We start from the raw sequence: 21,684 nt of genomic DNA, 5'->3' as shown, positions 1-21,684 counted from the left end.
CCCGAAGATCCCGGAATGTCCGGTGTGGATCAATAGGAACAATTGGTCGCGCTCGATGGCAACGGCCCCGGAGACGTTTGGATGAACCGGCCGATCCGAGCCGTGCGTTTGTCAGGACATCGAATGCGTCTTGGCCTTCGCCATGAGTTTACAGTAGGAGCACACATCGGCCGTGGTGGGTTGGCCGCATGTCGAGCAAGGATGGAGGCAGGCCTGATCGCGTTCGGCCATGGTCGAGCGCACGGAGGGTTTGACTTTCTGTTTCTCGAGAAACCCCCAATAGAAATTCTGTTTTGTGCCGGGGGATTCGGTTTCCAGCCTGTTCAATACCTCCTTATACAGCAAGGTTCGTGCACCCTGCGCCATCGGGCATTCGTCGACAATATAGTCGATCCCGTGCAGGATGGCGTAGGCGGCCAGTTCCCGTTCGGTGAGGCGATAGAGCGGCTTCACTTTTTTGGCGAACCCATCCAGAGAGGCCGGCAGGGTCGGCCCCTGCTTCTCGAGATATTCCTCCTGCCAATGCAGCACATTGCCCAGCAGCCGGGCGGCTTCGTCGTCGAGATTGTGTCCCGTAGCCATCACATCGTACTGTTTCTCGATCGCGGCGCGATTGAACTGGTAACGTTTGATCGTGCCGCAGGTCGAGCAGGTCGGACGATGAACCAGCATGGACAGTTCGCGGATGCCGGCTCCCTCTTCCTGTTCGACTGTATGGATATGAAGGGTGGCCCCGTATCCTGCAGCCGTCTTGTCCGCATACGAGCGGACCTTGTCCAGAGAGCGATGCGAATATCCGGCGATCCCGAGATTCACGTAGAGCGCATCGGATCTGTATCCCAACTTCAGCAGAATGTCCCAGAGCGCCAGACTGTCTTTCCCTCCCGACACCGCGACCAGAATGCGGTCTTCTTTCCGAAACATCTGCTGTGACTTGACCGCCTTGACCACCTGATCATGGGTAAAGTGTGTGAAGCAAGATTTGCAGAACGCGGCATGGTGACGCGGAAGCTTGATCGCGGCCTTCATCTTACACTTGGTGCAATTCATGAAGAGATTGTACGGACGGTCCCGTCGCTATTGCAATCAGGGATCATGGCGGGTTGAAGCACGGGCCTCGGTAGGACTTCAGCCGCCCGAGATGACCGGCCGGATTTCAATGTGATCCTGATCGTAGAGCATCTCGTCTTCGGTGACCAATTCGTCTCCGCGTATCACGAGATGGGCTTCCACCACGAGGTTGAGCTCACGCAGAAGGTCTTTCGCCCGCTTCGGGCCCTTGATGTCCACGGTTCTGGGAGGGTGACTGAGCTGGATGTGCATGCGGCATGATACGCGCGTCCCGTGTCGACGGGCAAGTCGCGCGCCGGTTCAGAGCGTCACGCCACGAAGGAACTTGGCGCATTCCTCCGGAGAAACCGGGTTGATGTAGAAACCCGTTCCCCATTCGAATCCGGCTACCTGAGTCAGCTTCGGCATGATTTCGAGGTGCCAGTGATAAAACTCGTTGGCGTGCCCGTTCAGAGGCGAATTGTGGAGTACGAAATTGAAGGCCGGTTTGGACAAGACTTTGTCCATGCGCCGCAGCGATTCGGAAAGGATCGATGCCAAAAACTCGAGTTGAGGCCGCTGGCCATTCTCAAACGCACTGTCGTGCCGTTTGGGTATGATCCACATTTCGAAGGGGAAGCGCGGCGCAAACGGCGTCATACATACGAATTCGGAGTTCTCCGCGATGATCCGCCTGCCTTCTGACAGGTCCTGCCGGATCATGTCGCAGTAGATACAACGTTCCTTCTGCTGGAAATAGGTGCGGCATCCGTGGATCTCCTCCATGACGCTCGTCGGTACGACAGGGAGTGCGATGAGTTGCGAATGGCTGTGTTCGAGCGTCGAGCCGGCGGCGGCTCCATGATTCTTGAAGATCAGGATATAGCGAAATCGCCGGTCGTTTTTCAGGTCGATGATCCGATCGCGGTAGGCCCAGAGAACGTCCTCGATTTTCTTGACCGGGATCTCCGCGAGACCATCCTTGTGGCCTGGAGATTCGATGATGACTTCATGTGCCCCAACGCCGTTCATTCGGTCGTAGAGTCCGATGCCTTCCCGCCCCAGCTCTCCCTCCACCTGCAGAGCCGGGTATTTGTTCGGGATCACGCGTACGGTCCAAGTCGGCGCGTTGGGGTCGGCGGGATGAGGCCGGTATGCCATGATTTCCTTCGGTGTGAGCCGTTCCTGGCCGGGACAGAAGGGGCAGAGTGCGGTCGAGATCGATTTGGCCGGTTGCACCTGCACAAAGTCTTGAGGGCGTCCGCTTCGTTCAGTCGAGATGATGACCCACCGGCCTACGACTGGATCTCGTCTAAGATCCGGCATACAGGCTCCGTCTTGGTTGAACGAAAGGGATTACGACGTTTCTTGCCCAGTCTGTCAGAGGAGGGCCATTTTCACAACTCAAACAGCGCATTCGGCATAGACCCTAGAGGCATTTACACGCGCCAGACGGTCGCTTCGAATTCCGGTCCCGGAACAGTCAGGACGGCAGGTTGATGGTGAGGGTAGCGGGCAAGTTCGAGTCCTTGTTCAAGCGCGACGATGCTCATTCGGACTTCCTCCCCTTGGGCGAGTTTCAGATTGCCCAGAGGGATAGCCAATTCCAGGACCGCATGGTGACTGATGTAGGTGAACGTACCCTGGTCTTCCCATGAGCCGCTAGGGGATCTTCTGGAGAGAACGTACGATTGGGGAGGAGATGGATGCATGGGAATCGCGATGCGGTACTGGTCCCCCGGACTTTGGAGATGCAGTTCAATGGTCAGACCGTCACGGCGGGCGGATGACTGAACGTCCGGATCAAGACGTAGGAACAGAGAGTCCAGGTTCCATCCGAAATAAATCGCGGTAAATAGTCCATCGGCTTTCCACATGGCGCCGAGTGGCGGATGAGGATTGATGAATCCCGCCCCCCGCCATTCGAAAAAGTCGGTCACCGTCCCGTCGATGGTTGGATTCAGAAACGAAACCGGATGAGTGACCAGATCAATGTCTTGAAACACCCGTGCGCCGCAGATGGGTTCGCTGAGCACATCCGGAGGCATGAGTCCGGCCAGAGTCCAGACGTTTCGAAGGTGGGTTCTGAACAGGCGATCGAACTCCTCCTTGTAGGCGGTATCGAAGTCGTCACCGTACCACCAAAACCAATCGCTTCCTTCGGCAGCGTACAGTTCGTTCCATGCGGCCTTCGCACGTTCCGCCGGCAACGTCGGTGACACTTCGAGCAGGCGCGTTCTCGTCATGCCAAGCAGGTCCCAGCCTCGATTGTCCTCCTGATGTCCGATCCAGATCTTAAAATCCTGGTTGATCCAGGATCCTGAGTGCAGGTGGCTCAATCTGTCCGAGGGCGGCATGGCGGCCAATGCCTCCGACATCGTGGCTGCCACGATCCGCGCCGTTCCCTCGTGATCGGGTGCGCGATCGCTGAACGCCTGATAGAGGCGTCCCAAAAGTTGCTCACCGCCTTCATGATAATGCTCCCAGGGATTTTCTCCGTCCAACACGATCGGAATCAACACGTGCTCCTGCGGCACGTCGCGTACGATTCGATCGATGCGGCGCAACACGTCGTCGGCCGCGGCATCAGGGCTCGTCTTGTGATAGATAAATCCGAAGGCATCTGAGATCTCCCGGTCGCGGAAGATCATCGACATTTCCTGTCCCGATACTCCAACGCGATACGCGTGGTACAAATTTGACTCTTTGTGCCACGGACGATGGTCCGCATGAAGAGAGCGGGCGAGGTTGCCTTCGTCGGTCGCCAGCCATCGGAGGCCGAGCGGAGGCAGCATGGAGATCAGTTCCGGACACACCGAGCCTTCCGAAGGCCACAGCCCGGTCGGTGGTTGTCCAAATGTGGTCGTGTGAAATTCGACGGCTTGCTTGAGTTGTCCCTGGGCATCCTCCGGAGCCCGGAATCGAACCGGCAACGGCAAATCGGGCCGCGCCCTCCGCGTCACGTCCGTATCGATCACCAACGGAAGAATCGGATGATAAAACGGTGTCGTGGTCAATTCGACCTGACCACGGTCGAGTAGGCGCCGGTACATGGGAACGATGTCGCGGACCACCGTGCGTTGCCACTGGAGCAGTTCGCGCTTGTCGTCTTCGGAAAATCCCCGGTTCTTGGCGCGAAAGTATGCGAGCCTTGGATAACGGTGGACCGATCCGTAGCCGAACCATGCGAGATTGAACCAGACCTGCAGATCGAGAAAGTCCTGTGCGGTGAACAGGCGGGCGCCGCGCTCCAGACTCAGGACAGATCCATCAGCCCCGCGTTTTTCCAACAATTCGCGATAGCGGGGAAACGGATGGACCATCGTCTGCCAGTTCGCCGAAAAGAAATGTTTCAACAGGAACGCTTTTTCTCCGGCCCGCAGCTCAGCGGCGGGTTTTTCGGTGTGCTCCAGGAAGAGATCGCGGACGATTCCTTCTCCGATTTCCTGAAGCTGAAGCAACAGGGATGGGGTGAAGTTGAAGGTGGCCTTGACCAAAGGGAATTGCTCGAGCCGGTGCGCCATATCAAAGTAGGCTTTCGTGGCGTGCAGGCGCACCCAGGGCATACTGGCCGAACCCGAGACGGGATCGGTGTAATACGGCTGATGCATGTGCCAGAAGAAGCAGACGTAGGCGGTCTTCATGCTCAAGAGTGGAAAGTCATTTGCGAACCGAAAAAGAGTATGTCATAGGGGTAGGGAGCTTGCAACGAAGGAGAAATATGGAGACCGCCGGTTTTACGACGAACGCGACTTCTCTACATCACGTGTGGCGCTACTGGGCGCCGCTGATCGTCTATGCCGGCGTGATTTTCTATCTGTCGTCTCAATCGCATCCGGAAGAGCAGCTGCCGGACTTCATGTTCAAGCAACTCAGCGACAAAGTGTTGCACTTCGTCGAATATGCCATCCTCGCGGTGCTTGCCTATCGGGCATTGCGGTGGGCCGCTGGACCCGCGGCCGCCAGTCGCGCAGTCACGTTGGCGATCGTTGCGGCTTCGGCATACGGCATCACGGATGAAATTCATCAGAGCTTCGTGCCGTTGCGCGAGGTCAGCGTGGTCGACTGGATCGCAGATACATTCGGCGCAGCGATCGGCGCAGTCGGTTGGAGTCAGATCACCACGCGATGATGTCGGATGCTTTCGTGACAAGCCCATGACCGCTCAGTATAATGCGCCGCGTATGGCCACGACTGATCCGGTTGCGCCGACTCCGGCGCTCGCGCGGCCCGATCCGGCGCACGTGTCAGACGCCGTCGGTTCGAAGCTTCCGTTCAACGCCACCTTCAGGAATTTGATCCCGCTCGCCGGAGATGCGTCCAATCGCCGGTATTTCCGTATCGAGCTGGACGCCTCGCCCGCTCGGTCGGTGATTCTCATGCAGTTGGCCGAGCCGGAAGCGTTCAAGCAATCCGAAGAAGCGGTGAGCGGCTCCCACGCCGTGAACGAGCTTCCGTTCCTGAATATCCATCGTCACCTTCTCAACGCCGGCGTGGCCGTTCCCGCGCTGTACCACTATGACCAGGCGGCCGGTCTGCTGTATCTGGAGGATTTGGGAGACCTCACGCTGTTCGAAGCCTGCCGGGCGTCGCGACCGGACGAATTGGAGTTGCGATACCGTCAAGCGATCGACGGGCTCGTGCGGATTCAGCTCAAGGCCAGTGCGCCTGCCCATCCCGGGATCCTTGCATTTCACCGACATTTCGACGTGCCGCTCCTCATGTGGGAGTTCGATCATTTTGTGGAATACGGAATCGAAGCCCGGCATGGTCAACCGGTAGGGCCCGACGACCGCCGCGCGTTGCGCGACGAATTTCAAAAGATATCGGAACTGTTGGCGGGAGAGCCCCGCGTCTTCGTTCATCGGGACTACCATTCGAGGAACCTCATGGTCGGCGGCGACCGGCTGGGGATCATCGATTTTCAGGATGCGTTGATGGGTCCCGCCAGTTATGATCTTGCGTCTTTGCTCCGAGACGCCTATATTGCACTCGATGAAGCGCTTATCGACCGGTTGCTCGCCTACTATCTCGACCACATGGATGAATGGCAACGGACCCGGGCGAATCGGGACACCTTTCGCCGAGTCTTCGATTTCACCAGCATCCAGCGAAACTTAAAAGCGGCCGGTCGATTCGTCTACATCGACCGGATCAAGGGGAATCCAAAATTTCTCGCCGACATTCCGAGAACGCTCGGATACGTCAAACGTAATTTATTGAAGTATCCGGAACTCGGTGCGTTACGCACGCTCATGAGCGCGTACGTGCCGGAGCTGCGGTGAATCGACTGGGAGGAGAGGGTCGACGTTCGGAAACTGCCGGTAGGCACAGTTTCGTCGTAGGCCGTCAACACTGATGTTGTGAAAGCCATGATCCTCGCCGCGGGATTGGGGACTCGCCTGAGACCGCTGACGAATACGATCCCGAAACCCCTTCTTCCGGTAGGCGGAACACCGCTGATCGTCTGGAATCTCCTGCTCCTCAAGCGGCACGGATTCCATGACGTGGTGATCAATCTCCATTATCTCAGTCCGATGATCGAGCAGGCGCTCGGCAACGGCTCGAAATTCGGGTTGCGGCTGCTCTATTCGCATGAGCCGGTCATTCTTGGGACCGGCGGCGCGATCAAGCAAGTGGAGCAGAACTTTTCAGGAGAGCCGGTGCTGGTGATGAATGGCGACACGTTGGTGGAGATCGATCTGGACGCGCTCTGCGCCTTCCACCGTGACCGGCGAGCCGCGGCGACGATGGTATTGCGGCCCGATCCCGATGCGGCGACCTGGGGCATGGTGGAGGTTGACGACGGACGGCGTGTGGTCCGTATCACGGGACGCGGGCGGCCCGAACCGTTGGATACGCAACCCCGCATGTTTGCCGGCGTCCACATCGTGCATCCCCGTCTTCTGCGAGAGGTTCCCAAGGGCAAACCCTCCTCTATCATCGATGCCTATGTCGCGGCTGTTCAACGAGGCGATGCGGTCATGGGGTACGATCATGCGGGGTACTGGTCCGACATCGGTACGCCGGAGCGCTATGCCCAGGCGGAGCATGATGTCGCCAACGGATTGATTCACCTGTCTGCCCGCGCCCTCGCGGCATCCCACCAGTAGGGTTAGACCTCTTCCTGTCTCATTTTCTGCTGTCTGATCAGGCGCGCCAGGTATGTGCGTTGGAGCTGGAGCCGTTCGGCGGCTTTGGTCTGGTTGCCCGAAGCATGTTTGAGCGCCTGACCGATAATATGCCGACTGTGCTCTTCCATGGACCGGTGATACGGAAGGGAAATATAGGTGAGAGGCTCGTGCCGTGAGTCGCTGCTCGTGTTGTCGAGCGACAGCATGACGGGTTCGATGATTTCGGATTGACTCAGGATCACCGCGCGGGCGATGACGTTGTCGAGTTCGCGGATGTTGCCCGGCCACGTATGGCACAACATCGCATCCATCGCCTCGTGGCTGAACATCATGCCCGGACGCTTCGCTTCTTTGGCATGCCGGTTCAAGAAAAACCGAGCCAGGGATTGGATATCCTCCTGGCGGTCTCTGAGTGGCGGCAGCGTGAGGTTGATGACGTTCAACCGGAAGAACAGGTCCTCACGGAATTGGCCGGCTTTCACGGCCTGTTTCAGGTCTTTATTGGTGGCGGCGATGACCCGGATATCGACCGAAACCAGCCGCGTGCCGCCCACACGATGAAATTCTCTGTCTTGGAGCACGCGCAGCAGCTTGGCTTGCAACGGGAGGGACATGTCGCCGATCTCATCGAGAAAGACGGTGCCGCCGTCCGCCATTTCCAGCTTGCCTTTTTGCAGCCGGTCCGCGCCGGTGAACGCTCCACGCTCGTGCCCGAACAGTTCGTTCTCTAAAAGGGTTTCCGTCAGGGCGACACAATTAATGACGACGAGCGGATGCGCATGGCGAGGGCTCCACTGGTGAATCGAACGCGCAAACAGCTCCTTGCCGGTTCCACTCTCTCCGAGGAGCAGGACTCCCACGTCCGACTTGGCGGCACGCTGCGCCGCTTCCATGACGAGGCGAAAATTGGGACTGTTGCCGATGATCGACGTGTAACGGCTGTCGACTTCTGAGCGCAGGCAGGCGACCTGCCGTTTCAATGAATCCCGTTCCAGCGCCTTGCCGATGACCAGCAGGAGATGATCTTTGTCCAGCGGCTTGGTCAGAAAGTCATGGGCGCCGTCCTTCATGGCTTCGACGGCGGCTTCGATCGAACCGTGCGCCGTCATCACGATGACCGGTAGATCTTCGGCGGGTCTGACTTTCGGCAGGCGTTTGAGGACTTCGAGCCCGGTCATCCGCGGCATATCGAGGTCGAGCAGCATAAGATGCGGCGCTTCCTGCTCTACTAGTTCCAAGGCCTGAACGCCGTCACGCGCGGTCACGGTACCGTAGTCACAGGATTGCAGGCGGTCCTCCAGCATCATGGCAATGTCGGGATCGTCGTCGACGATGAGGATTTTCGCCTTCATGCGTGTGTCCTTTCCGTGCCGTCCGGCCGCCCGAATTCCGCAGAACGATCACTCCATGACGTTGATGACGAGGCCTGTCAGTGGTTTCGGATAAAAATATGTCGATTTGTGAGGCATCCGCTCGCCGGCTGTCGCCACGGCCTGCACCTCGCTGACTTTGGTCGCGTTGAGCAACAACGCCGCCGTCCCCGTTCCGTGTTCCGCCCAATCGAGTGCTTCGTCGTCATCCTTGGTATAGACGATCGCTTCCTGTTCTTGCTGTGTGGGACAGAGCGCCGGCACGATGAGTTGTTGCAGCAATGACACGTCCAGCCTGGCGCGGGGAGACGCCTGTGGATTTGGCCGGTGTGGGGCCTTGAGCGTGAGGATCCTGTACCGGTCTTCGCCCCGCACCGCGAGTCCGAATGTCGGAGCGTGTTGTCCACCCGTGCGTAAATCGGAAATGAACCGACTTCGCGTCGCCGTCCGGGTAGCCGGAGTAAACGGGTAGTCCTTGATGTCGAATTGGTCGGCAAGCCTGGCGAGCATCTGCTGGGATGGAGGCAGCCGTGTCGTCGTCACGCGATGGGTGGGAAGGACGGTCAGTCCGGGATCTTCGAGCGGGGCCAGCAGCATGAGCACGCCGTCATAGGGTTTTAGATCGTCCGATGGCCCATCCTGTTGCCGGCGCCCCCGTTGATAGTTCAGGGCTGTTTCATACCGGTGGTGTCCGTCTGCAATGAAGAGGGGTTTGCTCCTCATGGTTTCGACGATCTGGCTCACGGTCCGTTCGTCGGTCACGGCCCAGAGCCGCTGACGGCAATCCTGATCGTCCGTAAAGTCGATGCGCGCGGCCGTTCCCTTCACCGCTGTTTCGAGCAATCCGAGGATATGATTCTGCGGATCGGAATACAGCAGCCAGATCGGACTGAAGTTCGATTTGCAGGCTTCCAAGAGGTTCAGCCGGTCAGTCTTGGCTGCGGCGCGGGTGTTTTCGTGAGGGTAGATGTGTCCGGAGTCGAGAGATTCCAGCTTCGTGGTCACCAGAAATCCGCGAAGGACCTTCTTCGGCGTGCCGGGCTTCGTCGACGGCGGCCTGTATTCGATGGTGTGGTAGTACAAAGCCGGCTGCTGGTCCCGTTTCAACGCCCCGTTCTTCAACCACGCGCGCAATGTCTCGGCGGCACGGGTGTAACGGTTCTGAGCCGGTCCGTCTCCCGGTTGATCGATGCCCAGTTCCAAACGGATGATGTTGTGGGGATGGCGGTCGTGCAATGCCTTCTGGCCGGCGGCATCGATGATGTCGTATGGGGGAGCGACGACATCACGGACCGAGCCGACCGTGGCCGGATCGTAAAGCGTACCGCGAAACGGGATGATCTGTGCCATACGTGATCCTTCTCCTTACAATGAGGATGTCGATAAATGAATGGACGACGGTCCGAGGGGTTGGGCCGTTCCTCCTGCGCGTTGCCCGTCCCACCACGATACTTCGTGGGACCGCGAGGGGACCGGTTACCGGTCGCGGGTGACCATGTAATCCGCGGCCACCGAGAGGGCTCGTTTGGCCGTGCTGTCTTCGAACAACGAAAGATCCCGTTTCGCCGCAGCGACATAGGTCGATGCTCGGTTGAGCGCATAGGCGATGGATCCGTAATCTTCCATCAGATGAATCAATCTGGCCAGATCCTGTTCGGTCAGAGTTCTGGTCTCCATTCGATCCTTGATCATCTGGCGATCGGTTTCCGAGCAATGATGCAGGAGATGCAGCAATGGAAGCGTCGCCTTTCCCTGGCGCAGATCCTGACCGAGCGTTTTCCCGAGATTCGTGCCGTTGGCGGTATAGTCCAGCGTGTCATCGGCGACCTGGAAGGCGATACCGAGATTCTGACCGAATCGGAAGAGGGCATCTTGCTGGGCCTCGGATGCGTTGGCGAGTATGGCGCCCATGCGGCACGAGGCTGCGATCAGTCCCGCCGTTTTGTGTTCGACGATCTTGATGTAATCGATCTCCGGCATGGCGGGGTTGCCGTTGTAATAGAGCTGGAGGACTTCTCCCTCCGCCATTTTCTTGCACGCTTCGGCCAATACTTCATTGATGCCCTGGCTGCGGAACTCGACCACCTGACACATCGCTTTGGAATACAGGTAGTCGCCGACCAGGATACTGATCTGATTTCCCCAAACTTTTCTGGCGCTTCGCCGGCCTCTTCTAATATCAGCGTCATCGACGACATCGTCATGAAGCAGGGTAGCCGTGTGGATGAATTCGATCAGACTGCCAAGCTGATGGTGCTCCCATCCGGTATACCCGCAGAGGCGGGCACTCAGCATCAAAAGCAGGGGGCGGATCCGCTTGCCGCCGCTGTTGAGAATATGAGCGGCAACGGTGTTGACGAGGGTGACGCTGGAATCGAGGTTCTTGCGGACGCGATCATCAATGCCGTCGAGCTCGAGGCGATACGCGTCCCAGACATCGGCTATGCTGTGAATTGTCGCAATCACAGGACCTTGGGACATGCGGCGGATGGTAGGGCAGAAAAGGAAACAAAGTCAAGGGAATCGGGGCGACGAAAGAGCGTTCAGACGGGTCTCCAGTCTGCTTGACAGAGGAATCGGCCATCTATTAATGTGAATCGCGAATCGTAAACGGATATCGCCGCAAGAGAACTGGTTCCGCGTTTCCCGGTCCTCTCGATCGGGCCTCTGTCCAGCAGGAAAGACCTGCCTTTCTCACGAGATACGTATGATGAATATCCCGGGGCTTCCGCCGAAGCAAGGGCTTTACGACCCACAACACGAGAAAGATTCGTGCGGGGTCGGATTTGTCGTCAATATCAAGGGACAAAAGTCTCACGACATCGTCCGCCAGGGTTTACAAGTGTTGGAAAACCTCACGCATCGCGGGGCGCAAGGTTGTGACCCCTGTACGGGCGATGGGGCTGGAATTTTGCTGCAGGTTCCACATGAGTTTTTGAAGCGCGCTGCCGGGGATGCCGGCGTCAAACTTCCTGGAGCGGGCGAGTATGGGGTGGGCCAGCTCTTTCTTCCCCCGAATTCCGATTCCCGGAAGCAGTGCGAAACATTGATCGCACAGGTTGTGAAGGAGGAAGGGGCGAGATTGCTCGGGTGGCGCGATGTGCCGGTCAAGAGCGACACGATCGGCGTACAAGCGCGCAAGACCGAACCGTTCATGCGGCAGGTATTCATTGCCCGCGATGTCTTGAATGAAGCGCAGTTCGAACGCAAGCTGTACGTCATCCGCAAGCTGGTTGAAAAAGCGATTCGCGAATCTGCGATTCAGGGCCGCGAACATTGCTACATTCCCAGTCTCTCGGCGAACACGATCGTCTACAAGGGCCTCCTGCTTCCGCATCAGATGGCGGCGTATTACCAGGATCTCAAAGACGTCAGCATGGTGAGCGCCTTGGCGCTCGTCCACTCGCGGTTCAGCACCAACACGTTTCCGACTTGGCCGCTGGCGCACCCCTACCGTCATATCTGTCACAACGGGGAAATCAATACGCTGAAGGGCAACGTCAATTGGATGAAGGCCCGTCAGGGGCGGCTGCATTCGGAGGTGTTCGGGAAGGATATGGGAAAGGTGTTCCCGATCGTCTACGAGCAGCAGAGTGATTCGGCCTGCCTCGACAATGCGTTGGAGTTTCTGCTGCTCGGAGGGCGGTCGCTCCCGCATGCCATGATGATGCTGATTCCGGAGCCCTGGGTCGCAAATGCCCAGATGGATTTGGATCGGCGAGGATTCTATCAATACCATGCTGCGATGATGGAGCCGTGGGACGGACCGGCTGCGGTATGTTTCACCGATGGGAAAATGATCGGAGCCACGCTGGACCGGAATGGTCTCCGTCCGTGCCGGTATCAGGTGACGACAGACGGCGTCGTCGTGCTCGCATCGGAGGCCGGCGTGTTACCTTCAGAACCCAAGAATATTCGGATGAAAGGCCGACTCATGCCGGGCCGGATGTTTCTGGTGGATACGGCGCAGGGCCGCATCATCGACGACGAAGAAATCAAGGCAGACATCGTCGGCCGCAAACCGTATCGCAGCTGGGTCACACAGTATGGTGTCTCGCTCGACGAGCTCCCGGAGCCGCTCAACGTGCCGCAGCCCGATCATCCGACGATCCGGCAGCGCCAACAGGCATTCGGGTACACGGTCGAAGAACTCAAGATGGTCATCACGCCGATGATCGTGACGGGAGAAGAGGCCATCTCGTCGATGGGAACCGACACGCCGCTGGCCGTGCTGTCGGACCGCCCGCAATTGCTCTATAAATATTTCAAACAATTGTTTGCACAGGTGACGAATCCGCCTATCGACCCGATCCGAGAGCAACTCGTCATGTCACTCGTGACGAATATCGGACCGAAGCCCAATCTCATGGATGAATCCCCCGAGTCGTGCCGGCGCATCAAGGTGCAGCAGCCGATCCTCACGAACGCCGACCTGCAGAAGATCCGGGGCATCTCAGACCCGCATTTCAAGAGCAAGACGCTCCGCATGCTTTTCCGCGTTGCCGAGGGGCCTGATGGACTTGGCGCAGCCGTCGACGATATGTGCAAAGAAGCCTCACAGGCCATCAAAGAAGGGTATAAGTTCCTGATCCTCAGCGATCGCGGCGTCGACGAGCAGTGGGCGCCGATTCCCAGCTTGCTCGGTATTTCTGCGGTGCATCATCACCTCGTGCGGGAGTGCACGCGGACCGAAGTCGGGTTGATTCTTGAGACGGGAGAGCCGCGCGACGTCCATCAGTTTGCTTGCCTCATCGGATACGGGGCGGGGACGATCAATCCCTATCTGCTGTTCGAAACACTGGTAGACATGGAACGCGACAGCTACCTGCCCGAGGGTCTGGATGCCCAGACAGCCGAAGGCAAATTCATCAAGGCGATCAACAAGGGCCTGCTGAAAATCTTCAGCAAGATGGGAATCTCCACCGTGCAGTCGTATTGCGGAGCGCAGATCTTCGAGGCCATCGGGTTGAACCATGAACTGGTGGATCGGTATTTCACCGGCACGCCGTCGCGCGTCGAAGGGGTGGGGATCCGCGAGATCGGCGAGGAGACCCTGCGCCGGCATCGAGTCGCGTATGAACCGGCGGCGATTCTCCAACTCGACTTCGGCGGAGAGATCCACTATCGGATCCAAAGCGAGCACCACAACTGGAATCCGGAGACGATCTATCGCTTGCAGCATGCCAGTCGTGCGAATGATGCCAAATCCTATGCCGAATTCGCGCAGCTGGTGAACGATGAAAGCCAGCGCCGCTCGAATCTGCGCGGACTACTGGATTTCAAATTTGCGGCGCAACCGGTTCCTCTGGAGGAGGTCGAATCGGCCAAGGACATCGTCAAGCGTTTCAACACAGGCGCCATGTCGTTCGGCTCCATCAGCAAGGAAGCCCACGAGACATTGGCCGTGGCCATGAACCGCCTCAATGGGAAGAGCAATACGGGCGAAGGGGGAGAAGACCCCGAACGGTTCATTCCGCTCGCGAACGGGGACTCTAAGAACAGCTACATCAAGCAGGTCGCGTCCGCTCGATTCGGCGTGACGGCCCACTATCTTGTGAACGCACGCGAACTCCAGATCAAGATGGCACAGGGTGCAAAGCCTGGTGAAGGAGGGCAGCTGCCGGGGCACAAAGTCGATGACAACATCGCTCGCCTCCGCTATGCGACGCCGGGAGTCCAGTTGATTTCCCCGCCGCCGCATCACGATATTTATTCCATCGAAGATCTGGCGCAACTGATCTTTGACCTGAAAAATTCCAACCCCGACGCCGGGGTCTCGGTAAAGCTGGTGGCGGAAGTGGGCGTGGGAACTGTGGCGGCTGGTGTGGCCAAGGCCCATGCAGACAAGGTCCTTATCAGCGGCGATTCGGGTGGAACCGGCGCTTCACCGCTGTCTTCGATCAAGTATGCGGGGATTCCATGGGAGCTTGGGCTGGCCGAAACCCATCAGACGCTTGTCCTGAACGACCTGAGGGGACGCATCAGAGTCGAGACCGATGGCCAGATGAAAACGGGCCGTGACGTGGTCATCGCAACGCTCCTCGGCGCCGAAGAATACGGCTTTGCTACGGCTCCGTTGATCGTCGAAGGCTGTATCATGATGCGCAAGTGCCATCTGAATACTTGTCCGGTGGGGATCGCGACGCAGGATCCTGAGCTGCGCAAGAAGTTCGCAGGCAAACCGGAACACATCGTGAACTATTTATTCTTCGTCGCGGAGGAAGCGCGGCAATTGATGGCCAAGCTCGGGTTCCGGACCGTCAACGAGATGGTCGGGCGCGTCGATAAGTTGAAGATTACCAAGGCGGTCGATCACTGGAAGGCCAAGGGATTGGATCTGACTCCTCTGCTTCGCATGCCGGACGTGTCAGCCGACATACCACGCTATTGCGTTCAGAAACAGGACCATGGGTTGACAGAGATTCTCGACAATCGACTCGTGGACTTGTGCCAGCAGGCTATTGAAAAGGGCGAAAAGATCAAGCTGGAGCTTCCGATCAAGAATGTGAACCGGACAACCGGCACGGTGTTGTCCAGCCGGATTGCCAAGAAATACGGACTGGACGGGTTGCCTGAGGATACGATCTCGATCACGTTCCGCGGATCGGCCGGACAATCGTTCGGCGCCTTTCTTGCCAAGGGCATCACCCTCACGCTTGAAGGCGAGTCCAACGATTACATCGGCAAAGGGCTATCCGGGGGTAAGATCATCGTCTATCCGCCCAAAGACGTCCTCTTCACTCCCGAAGAGACGATTTTGATCGGCAACACATCGCTCTACGGCGCCACGCAGGGAGAAGCCTACTTTTACGGTATGGCCGGCGAGCGGTTTGCCGTTCGCAACAGCGGCGCGCGTGCGGTCGTCGAAGGCACCGGAGATCACGGCTGCGAATATATGACCGGCGGCGTGGTGGCTGTGCTGGGACGCACCGGGCGGAATTTCGCCGCGGGGATGTCGGGTGGAGTCGCCTTCGTGCTGGACGATCTTGGCAGGTTCCAGAGCCGCTGCAATACCGGCATGGTGGAACTCGAGCGGGTCGTCTCGAAGGAAGACAAGCAGCTGTTGCACGATCTGATTACGAAACACTTCATGTATACCGGCAGCCGAAAGGCCAAACAGATTTTGGATACGTTCGACGCCACGCTGTCCACATTCGTCAAGGTCATGCCGGTCGATTACAAGCGGGTGCTCGAGGAGCGGAAGCGCAAGGCCGGCGCGGTGCACTAGAACAGTACTGAGTGCTGAGATGAAAAGACTTCGCCTACCCGTCAGTCGGCTCTTGCACTCTTGCTTTCAGCATTTAGGACTCAGGGCTTAGGACTAGAGGAAGATGGGTGATCCCAAAGGATTCATGAAATATGCCCGCGAAGGGCCAAAGCGCAAACCGGTCGAGCTGCGCGTGCTCGATTGGAAGGAAATGTATGAGCCCATCCCGGAGGACAAGCTCAAGATACAGGGCGCGCGCTGCATGGATTGCGGGGTGCCTTTTTGCCAGGGCAGCACTGGTTGCCCCGTTGTCAACCTGATTCCTGAATGGAACGATCTTGTCTACCGCGGTCGGTGGAAGGATGCGCTCAAGGCGCTGCACACCACCAACAATTTCCCGGAATTTACCGGCCGTCTGTGTCCTGCACCCTGTGAAGGGGCTTGCGTGCTCGGCATCAACGAGGACCCGGTCTCTATTCGGGTGATCGAATGGAATATCGTGGACCGCGGCTTCAATGAAGGCCTGATTGCGCCGATTCTCCCCGTGACGAAGACGGGAAAAACCGTGGCGATCATCGGCTCCGGCCCGGCGGGTCTGGCGGCTGCGCAACAGCTGGCTCGCGCCGGCCACAATGTCACGGTCTTTGAAAAGGCCGACCGCATTGGGGGCTTGCTCCGGTACGGCATCCCGGATTTTAAAATGGAAAAGTGGGTGATCGACCGCCGGCTCGAACAGATGAAGGCCGAGGGCGTGGAATTCAAGACCGGCGTGACGGCGGGCGAAGACATCACGGGCGAGCAACTTCGTACGCGTTTCGATGCGGTCGGACTCACCATGGGGGCAGAACAGGCCCGTGAACTCCCGATTCCCGGCCGCGAATTGAAGGGCGTGCACCTGGCGATGGAATACCTGACGCAACAGAACAAGCGCACTGCCGGCATTCCCGTCACCGAGGAACCGATTACGGCCAAAGGCAAACGCGTGATCATCATCGGCGGCGGCGACACGGGCTCGGATTGCCTGGGTACCGCTCATCGGCAGGGTTGCGTGGAAGCGCATCAATTCGAGCTGCTCCCGGAACCGCCGCCTCAACGTGCGGATTCCACTCCGTGGCCACTGTGGCCGATGCAGTTGCGGACGTCGCATGCGCATGAAGAAGGATGTGACCGGCAATGGAGCGTTTCCACCTCAAAGTTCACCGGCCACAACGGCCATATCACTAAGCTCCATGCCGGACGGGTCAAGTTCGAGGGGGGAAAGTTCACTCCGGTCGGGAACAGCGAATTTGTACTGGACGCTGATCTCGTCCTGCTGGCTATGGGATTCACCGGCCCGGTGAAGAACGGACTGCTCGACGATCTTGGCCTCAAGTATGATGCCCGCGGTGCCGTTTCCGTTGACGGGAATTTCATGACCAACCTCGACGGCGTCTTTGCCGGCGGCGACACCAAACGCGGCGCCTCGCTGATCGTGTGGGCCATTGCTGAAGGAAGAAAAATGGCCGGCGGGATCGACCGATATCTTCAGGCGGGTAAATCGGCGAAAAAGTCGGTCTCGTAGGGGGAGGGCATTGCCAATGGCGCCCCGGCATTCAAGGGAACACGAGTGCCTGTTGAAGCATTGATTACCAATCTTGAAGCCGGTTTGTCGCTCGGTGAGCTTCTCCAGAACTTTCCGACGGTCACGCGTCAGCAGGCGATTCAAGTCCTCGAATGTTCCAAGTCGACTCTGCTGAAACTTGCTAAGACCGCTTGAAGATCCTCCTCGGTGAATCGGGTCTCCGACTCGTCAAAGAACGGTTAAGCCATCTCGCCATTCGTGCCGTCCAGGACATGAGATGGGCTGGAATCAAGAACGGGGAGCAGCGAGGATGAAACGCCGCACGCTCCGGGTGTCTCAGCTTGACCGTACAATGCCTCGCCTCTGCCATCCGATATTGCGCGGGATGGAACTGCGGGCAGTCCTCGCCGTCGTGAAGCACGACTGCATCCGCTCAGCATGTACTGGACCCGCGCTTCGGCACAAGTCGCGTGCTGGGCGTTCCGTCCCCCCCATTGGGAGGCGGGGAGTAACGCATGTTGGCGGACCCGCCAGGTTTGCCGCGTCACCTGCACAGGATCTGATGAGAACGGGTTGTATAGGATATCTGCCAAAGCAGAGAGCGGCTGCTAATTGTGTCGCAGTTGTTTAGAATGACGCCGTGTCGGTCTTCGAGCCCATATTCGAGTTACTCAATGTGGCAGGAGTACGCTATGTCGTCGTCGGCGGTCTTGCCACGGTACTGCACGGCTATGCCAGATTGACTGCCGACGTGGATTTAGCTGTTGATCTGGCGCCTCAAGAAGCGATGAAAATGATACAGGTTCTAGTGGGGAAAGGATTTCGCCCTCAAGTACCGGTCATGCCCGAGCAGTTTGCCGATCCCGCCGCCCGAGAGCTATGGCTTCGCGAGAAGCACATGCGGGCATTCTCGCTCGTTGACTCGACGAATCCAATGCGGGTGATAGGCTTGCTGTTGAAACTTGAAGTCCCCTTCGAGGGATTGTGGTCCCGGTCTCAGGAAGTCTTGTTGAACAGGACGAAGATCAGGATTGCGTCGATCGACGACTTGATCACCTTGAAACGGCGAGCCGGTAGGCCACAAGATCTGGTCGACATTGAGCAGCTGGAAGCTATTCGACGGCGGAAGGAAGATCACTGATATGGCCGGCAGCTACGGCGATTCTCAGAACGTTGCGCATTCAACGGATTGGAATGCCAATGATCAAAATCTCCTCACCGCGACCTTGGCTGCGACGCCGGCTCAACGTTTGGCGTGGCTCGAAGATGCAATGCGTGTGGCATATACGAGCGGAGCGTTGAAGCCGAGGAGGCTGATCGGAATAGAGGAGTGGGAGGCGATGGGCTCATCCTCGCGCTCATAGTCCGGGCAATTGCAAAGGCCACAAGATGACCGCCAGCATCGACAAGTACCTCCCGTCCGGAAAATCCGCTAAGCAGTCAGTGAAGTAAGAGGGGACTGGCTCCGGCCTCGCCGGCGCCTGTCCCCGTTCTTATTTCCAAAGCGGGCATGTGCCACACATTCCGGCATTCCTTTGCTACACACCTGCTTGAAAACGGCTCTGACGTTCGAACGGTTCAGGAGTTGTTGGGGCCATCGCGCCGTGAAAACGACGATGATTTACACACATGTGCTCAACCGAAGACCGTGTGTTCGAAGTCCACTGATGGGATGAACCTACTCAATGTGGTATTACGCCGATCCGCATAAGAGCCATGGTACATGGCATCCGGTCGCGACCGATTGAGACAAAAACGATTCCGGTGTACTATCCGGCAGGATCGGTGGCGTGTTATGAGGGCACCAAATCGTGGCTCCGGGTCTTCTGCCGATCGCCCAATCATTGTTCGGCTGCTTGATGATCAAATTCGTGAGCGCGGTACGATGCGTTCAGGAGGTTTCACCATGAACCAGACTTCTACAGCTGTAGTTAAGCAGGACGGTCAGTGGTGGATCGGCTGGATCGAAGAGGTGCCGGGCGTCAATTGCCAGGAGCGCACCCGTGATGAGCTTGTCCGATCCCTAAGAGTCACCCTCAGCGAAGCCTTGGGATGAACCACGCCGACGCGAAGGAGGCTGCGGGCAATGGCCACGAAGAGCTCACGATCGCGGTATGAAACGCCGCGATCTACTGCGGCATCTTTCAAACCATGGCTGCGCACTTGTGGGGAGGGCGGGAGTTTTCGTAGTGGCATAACCCATCTCAGAACAAGCGAAGTGCCATTCCACGCCATATGAAATCAACGATCGCTTGGCTCGGAAGATCTGCAAGGATCTTGGGGTTACCCAGCCGTAAAGCAGCCCAACAACCGCTTGCACCGGACGCTCATCCGGCGGCGCTGCGCTTGCCGGTTTCGTGCCGGTGAAGCAGAGCGTTAGACGCCATGACACACGCTCCCGCTAGAACCACTCAGATCCAAGCTCTCGCCGAACGATCTAGCTACGTGGAGAACGTGCTACGCCATGCGATGATCGGTGCAATCGCGGGTGCGCAGTGGGCGCGGGATCCTTTAAGCTGCCTTCAGATTCTGAACTCCGAAGTCGATGACTCAGGCTTCGACATCGTTCTCGCGCTAGATGCTCGCGCGCGATACATCCAACTCAAGCAGACTCATGCCGAAAAGACCCCACCGCACGTGTCGGTTTGTCTGTCCTGTTCGAGCATGCCCGGGTCATGTGTCATCCTGGTAGCGCACAATCTCCACGATCTTTCGATTGCCCATTTCCGCTTCTTCGGAAGCACCCCAGACTGTCCTATGCCGGATATCTCGGCAGGCGCAAAGTCGGTAGTCCCTGGTCGACGCAATACTGAAGGTGAGAGGAAGCAGCGAGAGGGCTACAGAAATGTACCTCTGAGTCGTTTCTGCCCACGACTGAACCAATCTCAATTGCTTGACATGTTGTTCCCTCGAAATGGCGTATAACAATCCGTTGAAGCGGTCCGGGACCGATAAAGTGCTGGCGCGCGGGCGTGCCGGCACTCCGACTCAATGGTGGCGCGTCCGCGCGCCGTCATGGGCTGAGTGTGAGGCCGCTGAACGGGGACATTATTCGGTGCTGGAGAGCGGGAGACTCGGGATTTCAGCTTTGTGGCCCACCGTCAAAATGAAATCGCCGTGAGCCAGCTTCTGCGGTTCCCGAGTTCGGTCAAGCGAGATCTCGCTATCGAAGTCTGGATGCGTGAGCATTCGGGTAAATTGGGGGCGATCGCGCAGCGCTGGTTTGAGGTCATGCGCGACTGCGGCGACGATGTTCGAGAGTTATTGCATGATGGTCATCCGACGGCGTGTGTAGGTGATGCGGCATTCGCCTACGTCAATGCCTTCAAAGCTCACGTCAATGCCTTCAAAGCTCACGTCAATGCCTTCAAAGCTCACGTCAATGTCGGGTTCTTTCGTGGCGCCGAGATTGCCGATCCGATGGGCCTGTTGGAAGGCACAGGCAAGTTCATGCGCCATGTGAAACTCAGGCCCGAACGTGACGTCGATGCCACGGCTCTCATGAAGCTAATCGAAACGGCATACACTGACATGAAAGGGCGCCTGGAGGCGGAGTAGTGGGTACAGGTTTTCGACAATAATGGGTTCTTCCAGATGATCGAGGCGCCGTATGACACGCAGGTTGCAGCGGACCGTGAGACTTCAGAGCGGGCGCGCCGCAGGTGCGTGACGGCATTAGGCGCCTACGGCGCGCTGGACACATTCTCGCCCCGCCGTTGAACCGGGGCGTTCGGCGAAGGAGGTTTTCAATGGCTCGGGCTCCTGTTCAAAAGTCCGTTTTCGATGAGCCGCCTCGGAAGCAGGTCCTGCTCCTTTCGTGCATGGATGTGCGGTTGCTGGACAATACCGTCGGCTTCATGAACAGATTGAACCTGCAGAACCGGTATGACCAAGCCATTTTTGCCGGGGCTGCGATGGGTGCTCGACTGCTGACATCAACACCAGATACAAAGGAGCCCGCGCTACCCTGGAAAACGGTCTTCTTCGACCACCTGGCCGCCGCAATCAACCTCCTGCACCGCGATATCAAAGACATCTTCCTTCTCGAACACCTCGATTGCGGTGCCTACAAGTACCTTCACCCCGATTCGAAGGTGCGGGAGGAATACAGCAAGGCCCGAGACGTGTCGAAGTTAGAGAAGTTCCACCGCGCGGAGGCACGACATTTCGCAAGGGAGGTCAAAGACTTCTGCGAGAACCAGCGCAAGAATGCATCCCGCGCGAGCGGTGATGCATGGAAGGACATCCGGGTCCGGTGCCTTCTGATGGACCTGACGGGTTGTGTGACGGATCTTTAATTCCAGACCAGCCATTATTCCGTCGGCAGGTGAACAGGCTATCGGGGCCGAACCAAACGCCGCA

17 protein-coding genes and 2 pseudogenes are annotated in these 21,684 nt (G+C 58.1%); 12 read left to right on the top strand and 7 right to left on the bottom strand.

Going from position 1 to position 21,684, the window contains the following annotated elements; genetic code table 11:
* Positions 1 to 111: 111 nt before the first annotated feature.
* The 4 genes from W02_RS07710 to W02_RS07695 form a co-directional block, all read right to left on the bottom strand.
* Positions 112 to 1,050, bottom strand: coding sequence for an ATP-binding protein (locus tag W02_RS07710; RefSeq protein ID WP_173046407.1), 939 nt, complete (start codon positions 1,048 to 1,050; stop codon positions 112 to 114).
* 78 nt (positions 1,051 to 1,128) lie between these two features.
* Positions 1,129 to 1,323 carry a thiamine biosynthesis protein ThiS gene (locus tag W02_RS07705; RefSeq protein WP_173046405.1) on the bottom strand — a complete coding sequence of 65 codons (195 nt, stop codon included), beginning with the start codon at positions 1,321 to 1,323 and terminating at the stop codon, positions 1,129 to 1,131.
* Between the two features lie 48 nt (positions 1,324 to 1,371).
* Positions 1,372 to 2,376 (bottom strand): galactose-1-phosphate uridylyltransferase, encoded by a 1,005-nt coding sequence (gene galT, locus W02_RS07700; protein ID WP_173046403.1) that lies wholly within the window; start codon positions 2,374 to 2,376, stop codon positions 1,372 to 1,374.
* Positions 2,377 to 2,489: 113 nt separating this feature from the next.
* Positions 2,490 to 4,694 (bottom strand): glycoside hydrolase family 57 protein, encoded by a 2,205-nt coding sequence (locus W02_RS07695; protein ID WP_232068722.1) that lies wholly within the window; start codon positions 4,692 to 4,694, stop codon positions 2,490 to 2,492.
* Between the two features lie 77 nt (positions 4,695 to 4,771).
* On the opposite strand from W02_RS07695, the gene W02_RS07690 reads away from it, so the two are divergent.
* The 3 genes from W02_RS07690 (at position 4,772) to W02_RS07680 (ending at position 7,163) form a co-directional block, all read left to right on the top strand.
* The gene (locus tag W02_RS07690) at positions 4,772 to 5,182 is read left to right on the top strand and encodes a VanZ family protein (protein ID WP_173046399.1); all 411 of its coding nucleotides are present in this window, start codon (positions 4,772 to 4,774) and stop codon (positions 5,180 to 5,182) included.
* A 52-nt stretch (positions 5,183 to 5,234) separates the two neighbouring features.
* On the top strand, positions 5,235 to 6,335 hold the full coding sequence (locus W02_RS07685) for an aminoglycoside phosphotransferase family protein (protein ID WP_173046397.1): 1,101 nt from the start codon (positions 5,235 to 5,237) through the stop codon (positions 6,333 to 6,335).
* Positions 6,336 to 6,422: 87 nt separating this feature from the next.
* Positions 6,423 to 7,163 (top strand): NDP-sugar synthase, encoded by a 741-nt coding sequence (locus tag W02_RS07680; protein WP_232068721.1) that lies wholly within the window; start codon positions 6,423 to 6,425, stop codon positions 7,161 to 7,163.
* 2 nt (positions 7,164 to 7,165) lie between these two features.
* Here W02_RS07680 and W02_RS07675 read toward each other — a convergent pair whose 3' ends face one another.
* The 3 genes from W02_RS07675 to W02_RS07665 form a co-directional block, all read right to left on the bottom strand.
* Positions 7,166 to 8,536, bottom strand: coding sequence for a sigma-54 dependent transcriptional regulator (locus W02_RS07675; RefSeq protein WP_173046393.1), 1,371 nt, complete (start codon positions 8,534 to 8,536; stop codon positions 7,166 to 7,168).
* 48 nt (positions 8,537 to 8,584) lie between these two features.
* On the bottom strand, positions 8,585 to 9,904 hold the full coding sequence (locus W02_RS07670; protein WP_173046391.1) for a DUF1015 domain-containing protein: 1,320 nt from the start codon (positions 9,902 to 9,904) through the stop codon (positions 8,585 to 8,587).
* 126 nt (positions 9,905 to 10,030) lie between these two features.
* Positions 10,031 to 11,020, bottom strand: coding sequence for a polyprenyl synthetase family protein (locus tag W02_RS07665; protein WP_173046389.1), 990 nt, complete (start codon positions 11,018 to 11,020; stop codon positions 10,031 to 10,033).
* A gap of 244 nt (positions 11,021 to 11,264) precedes the next feature.
* On the opposite strand from W02_RS07665, the gene gltB reads away from it, so the two are divergent.
* The 9 genes and pseudogenes from gltB to W02_RS07620 all read left to right on the top strand — a co-directional run bounded on the left by gltB (position 11,265) and on the right by W02_RS07620 (position 21,620).
* The gene (gene gltB, locus W02_RS07660) at positions 11,265 to 15,782 is read left to right on the top strand and encodes a glutamate synthase large subunit (RefSeq protein WP_173051403.1); all 4,518 of its coding nucleotides are present in this window, start codon (positions 11,265 to 11,267) and stop codon (positions 15,780 to 15,782) included.
* A 103-nt stretch (positions 15,783 to 15,885) separates the two neighbouring features.
* Positions 15,886 to 17,322, top strand: coding sequence for a glutamate synthase subunit beta (locus tag W02_RS07655; protein WP_173046387.1), 1,437 nt, complete (start codon positions 15,886 to 15,888; stop codon positions 17,320 to 17,322).
* A 9-nt stretch (positions 17,323 to 17,331) separates the two neighbouring features.
* The gene (locus W02_RS07650) at positions 17,332 to 17,517 is read left to right on the top strand and encodes a DUF433 domain-containing protein (protein ID WP_173051402.1); all 186 of its coding nucleotides are present in this window, start codon (positions 17,332 to 17,334) and stop codon (positions 17,515 to 17,517) included.
* A gap of 445 nt (positions 17,518 to 17,962) precedes the next feature.
* Positions 17,963 to 18,463, top strand: a complete 501-nt coding sequence (locus W02_RS07645; protein ID WP_173046385.1) for a hypothetical protein — start codon at positions 17,963 to 17,965, stop codon at positions 18,461 to 18,463.
* Position 18,464: 1 nt separating this feature from the next.
* Entirely contained in the window at positions 18,465 to 18,686 is a 222-nt protein-coding gene (locus tag W02_RS07640) for a hypothetical protein (RefSeq protein ID WP_173046383.1), read from the top strand.
* Positions 18,687 to 18,817: 131 nt separating this feature from the next.
* A pseudogene (locus W02_RS07635) lies at positions 18,818 to 18,998 on the top strand (tyrosine-type recombinase/integrase); the annotation flags it as partial.
* Between the two features lie 230 nt (positions 18,999 to 19,228).
* A pseudogene (locus W02_RS07630) lies at positions 19,229 to 19,440 on the top strand (type II toxin-antitoxin system HicB family antitoxin).
* Positions 19,441 to 20,439: 999 nt separating this feature from the next.
* Complete coding sequence (locus W02_RS07625) at positions 20,440 to 20,880, top strand: DUF1801 domain-containing protein (protein WP_197742172.1); 441 nt, start codon at positions 20,440 to 20,442, stop codon at positions 20,878 to 20,880.
* Between the two features lie 191 nt (positions 20,881 to 21,071).
* Positions 21,072 to 21,620: a hypothetical protein gene (locus W02_RS07620; RefSeq protein WP_173046381.1), complete on the top strand. Its 549-nt coding sequence runs from the start codon at positions 21,072 to 21,074 to the stop codon at positions 21,618 to 21,620.
* Positions 21,621 to 21,684: the final 64 nt, after the last annotated feature.

Origin of the sequence: Nitrospira sp. KM1 (assembly GCF_011405515.1) — a bacterium.
In the GTDB taxonomy this organism is placed as follows: Bacteria; Nitrospirota; Nitrospiria; order Nitrospirales; family Nitrospiraceae; genus Nitrospira_C.
Note: the sequence above shows the minus strand (reverse complement) of the source record. Positions and strands in the feature narration are given on the sequence as shown.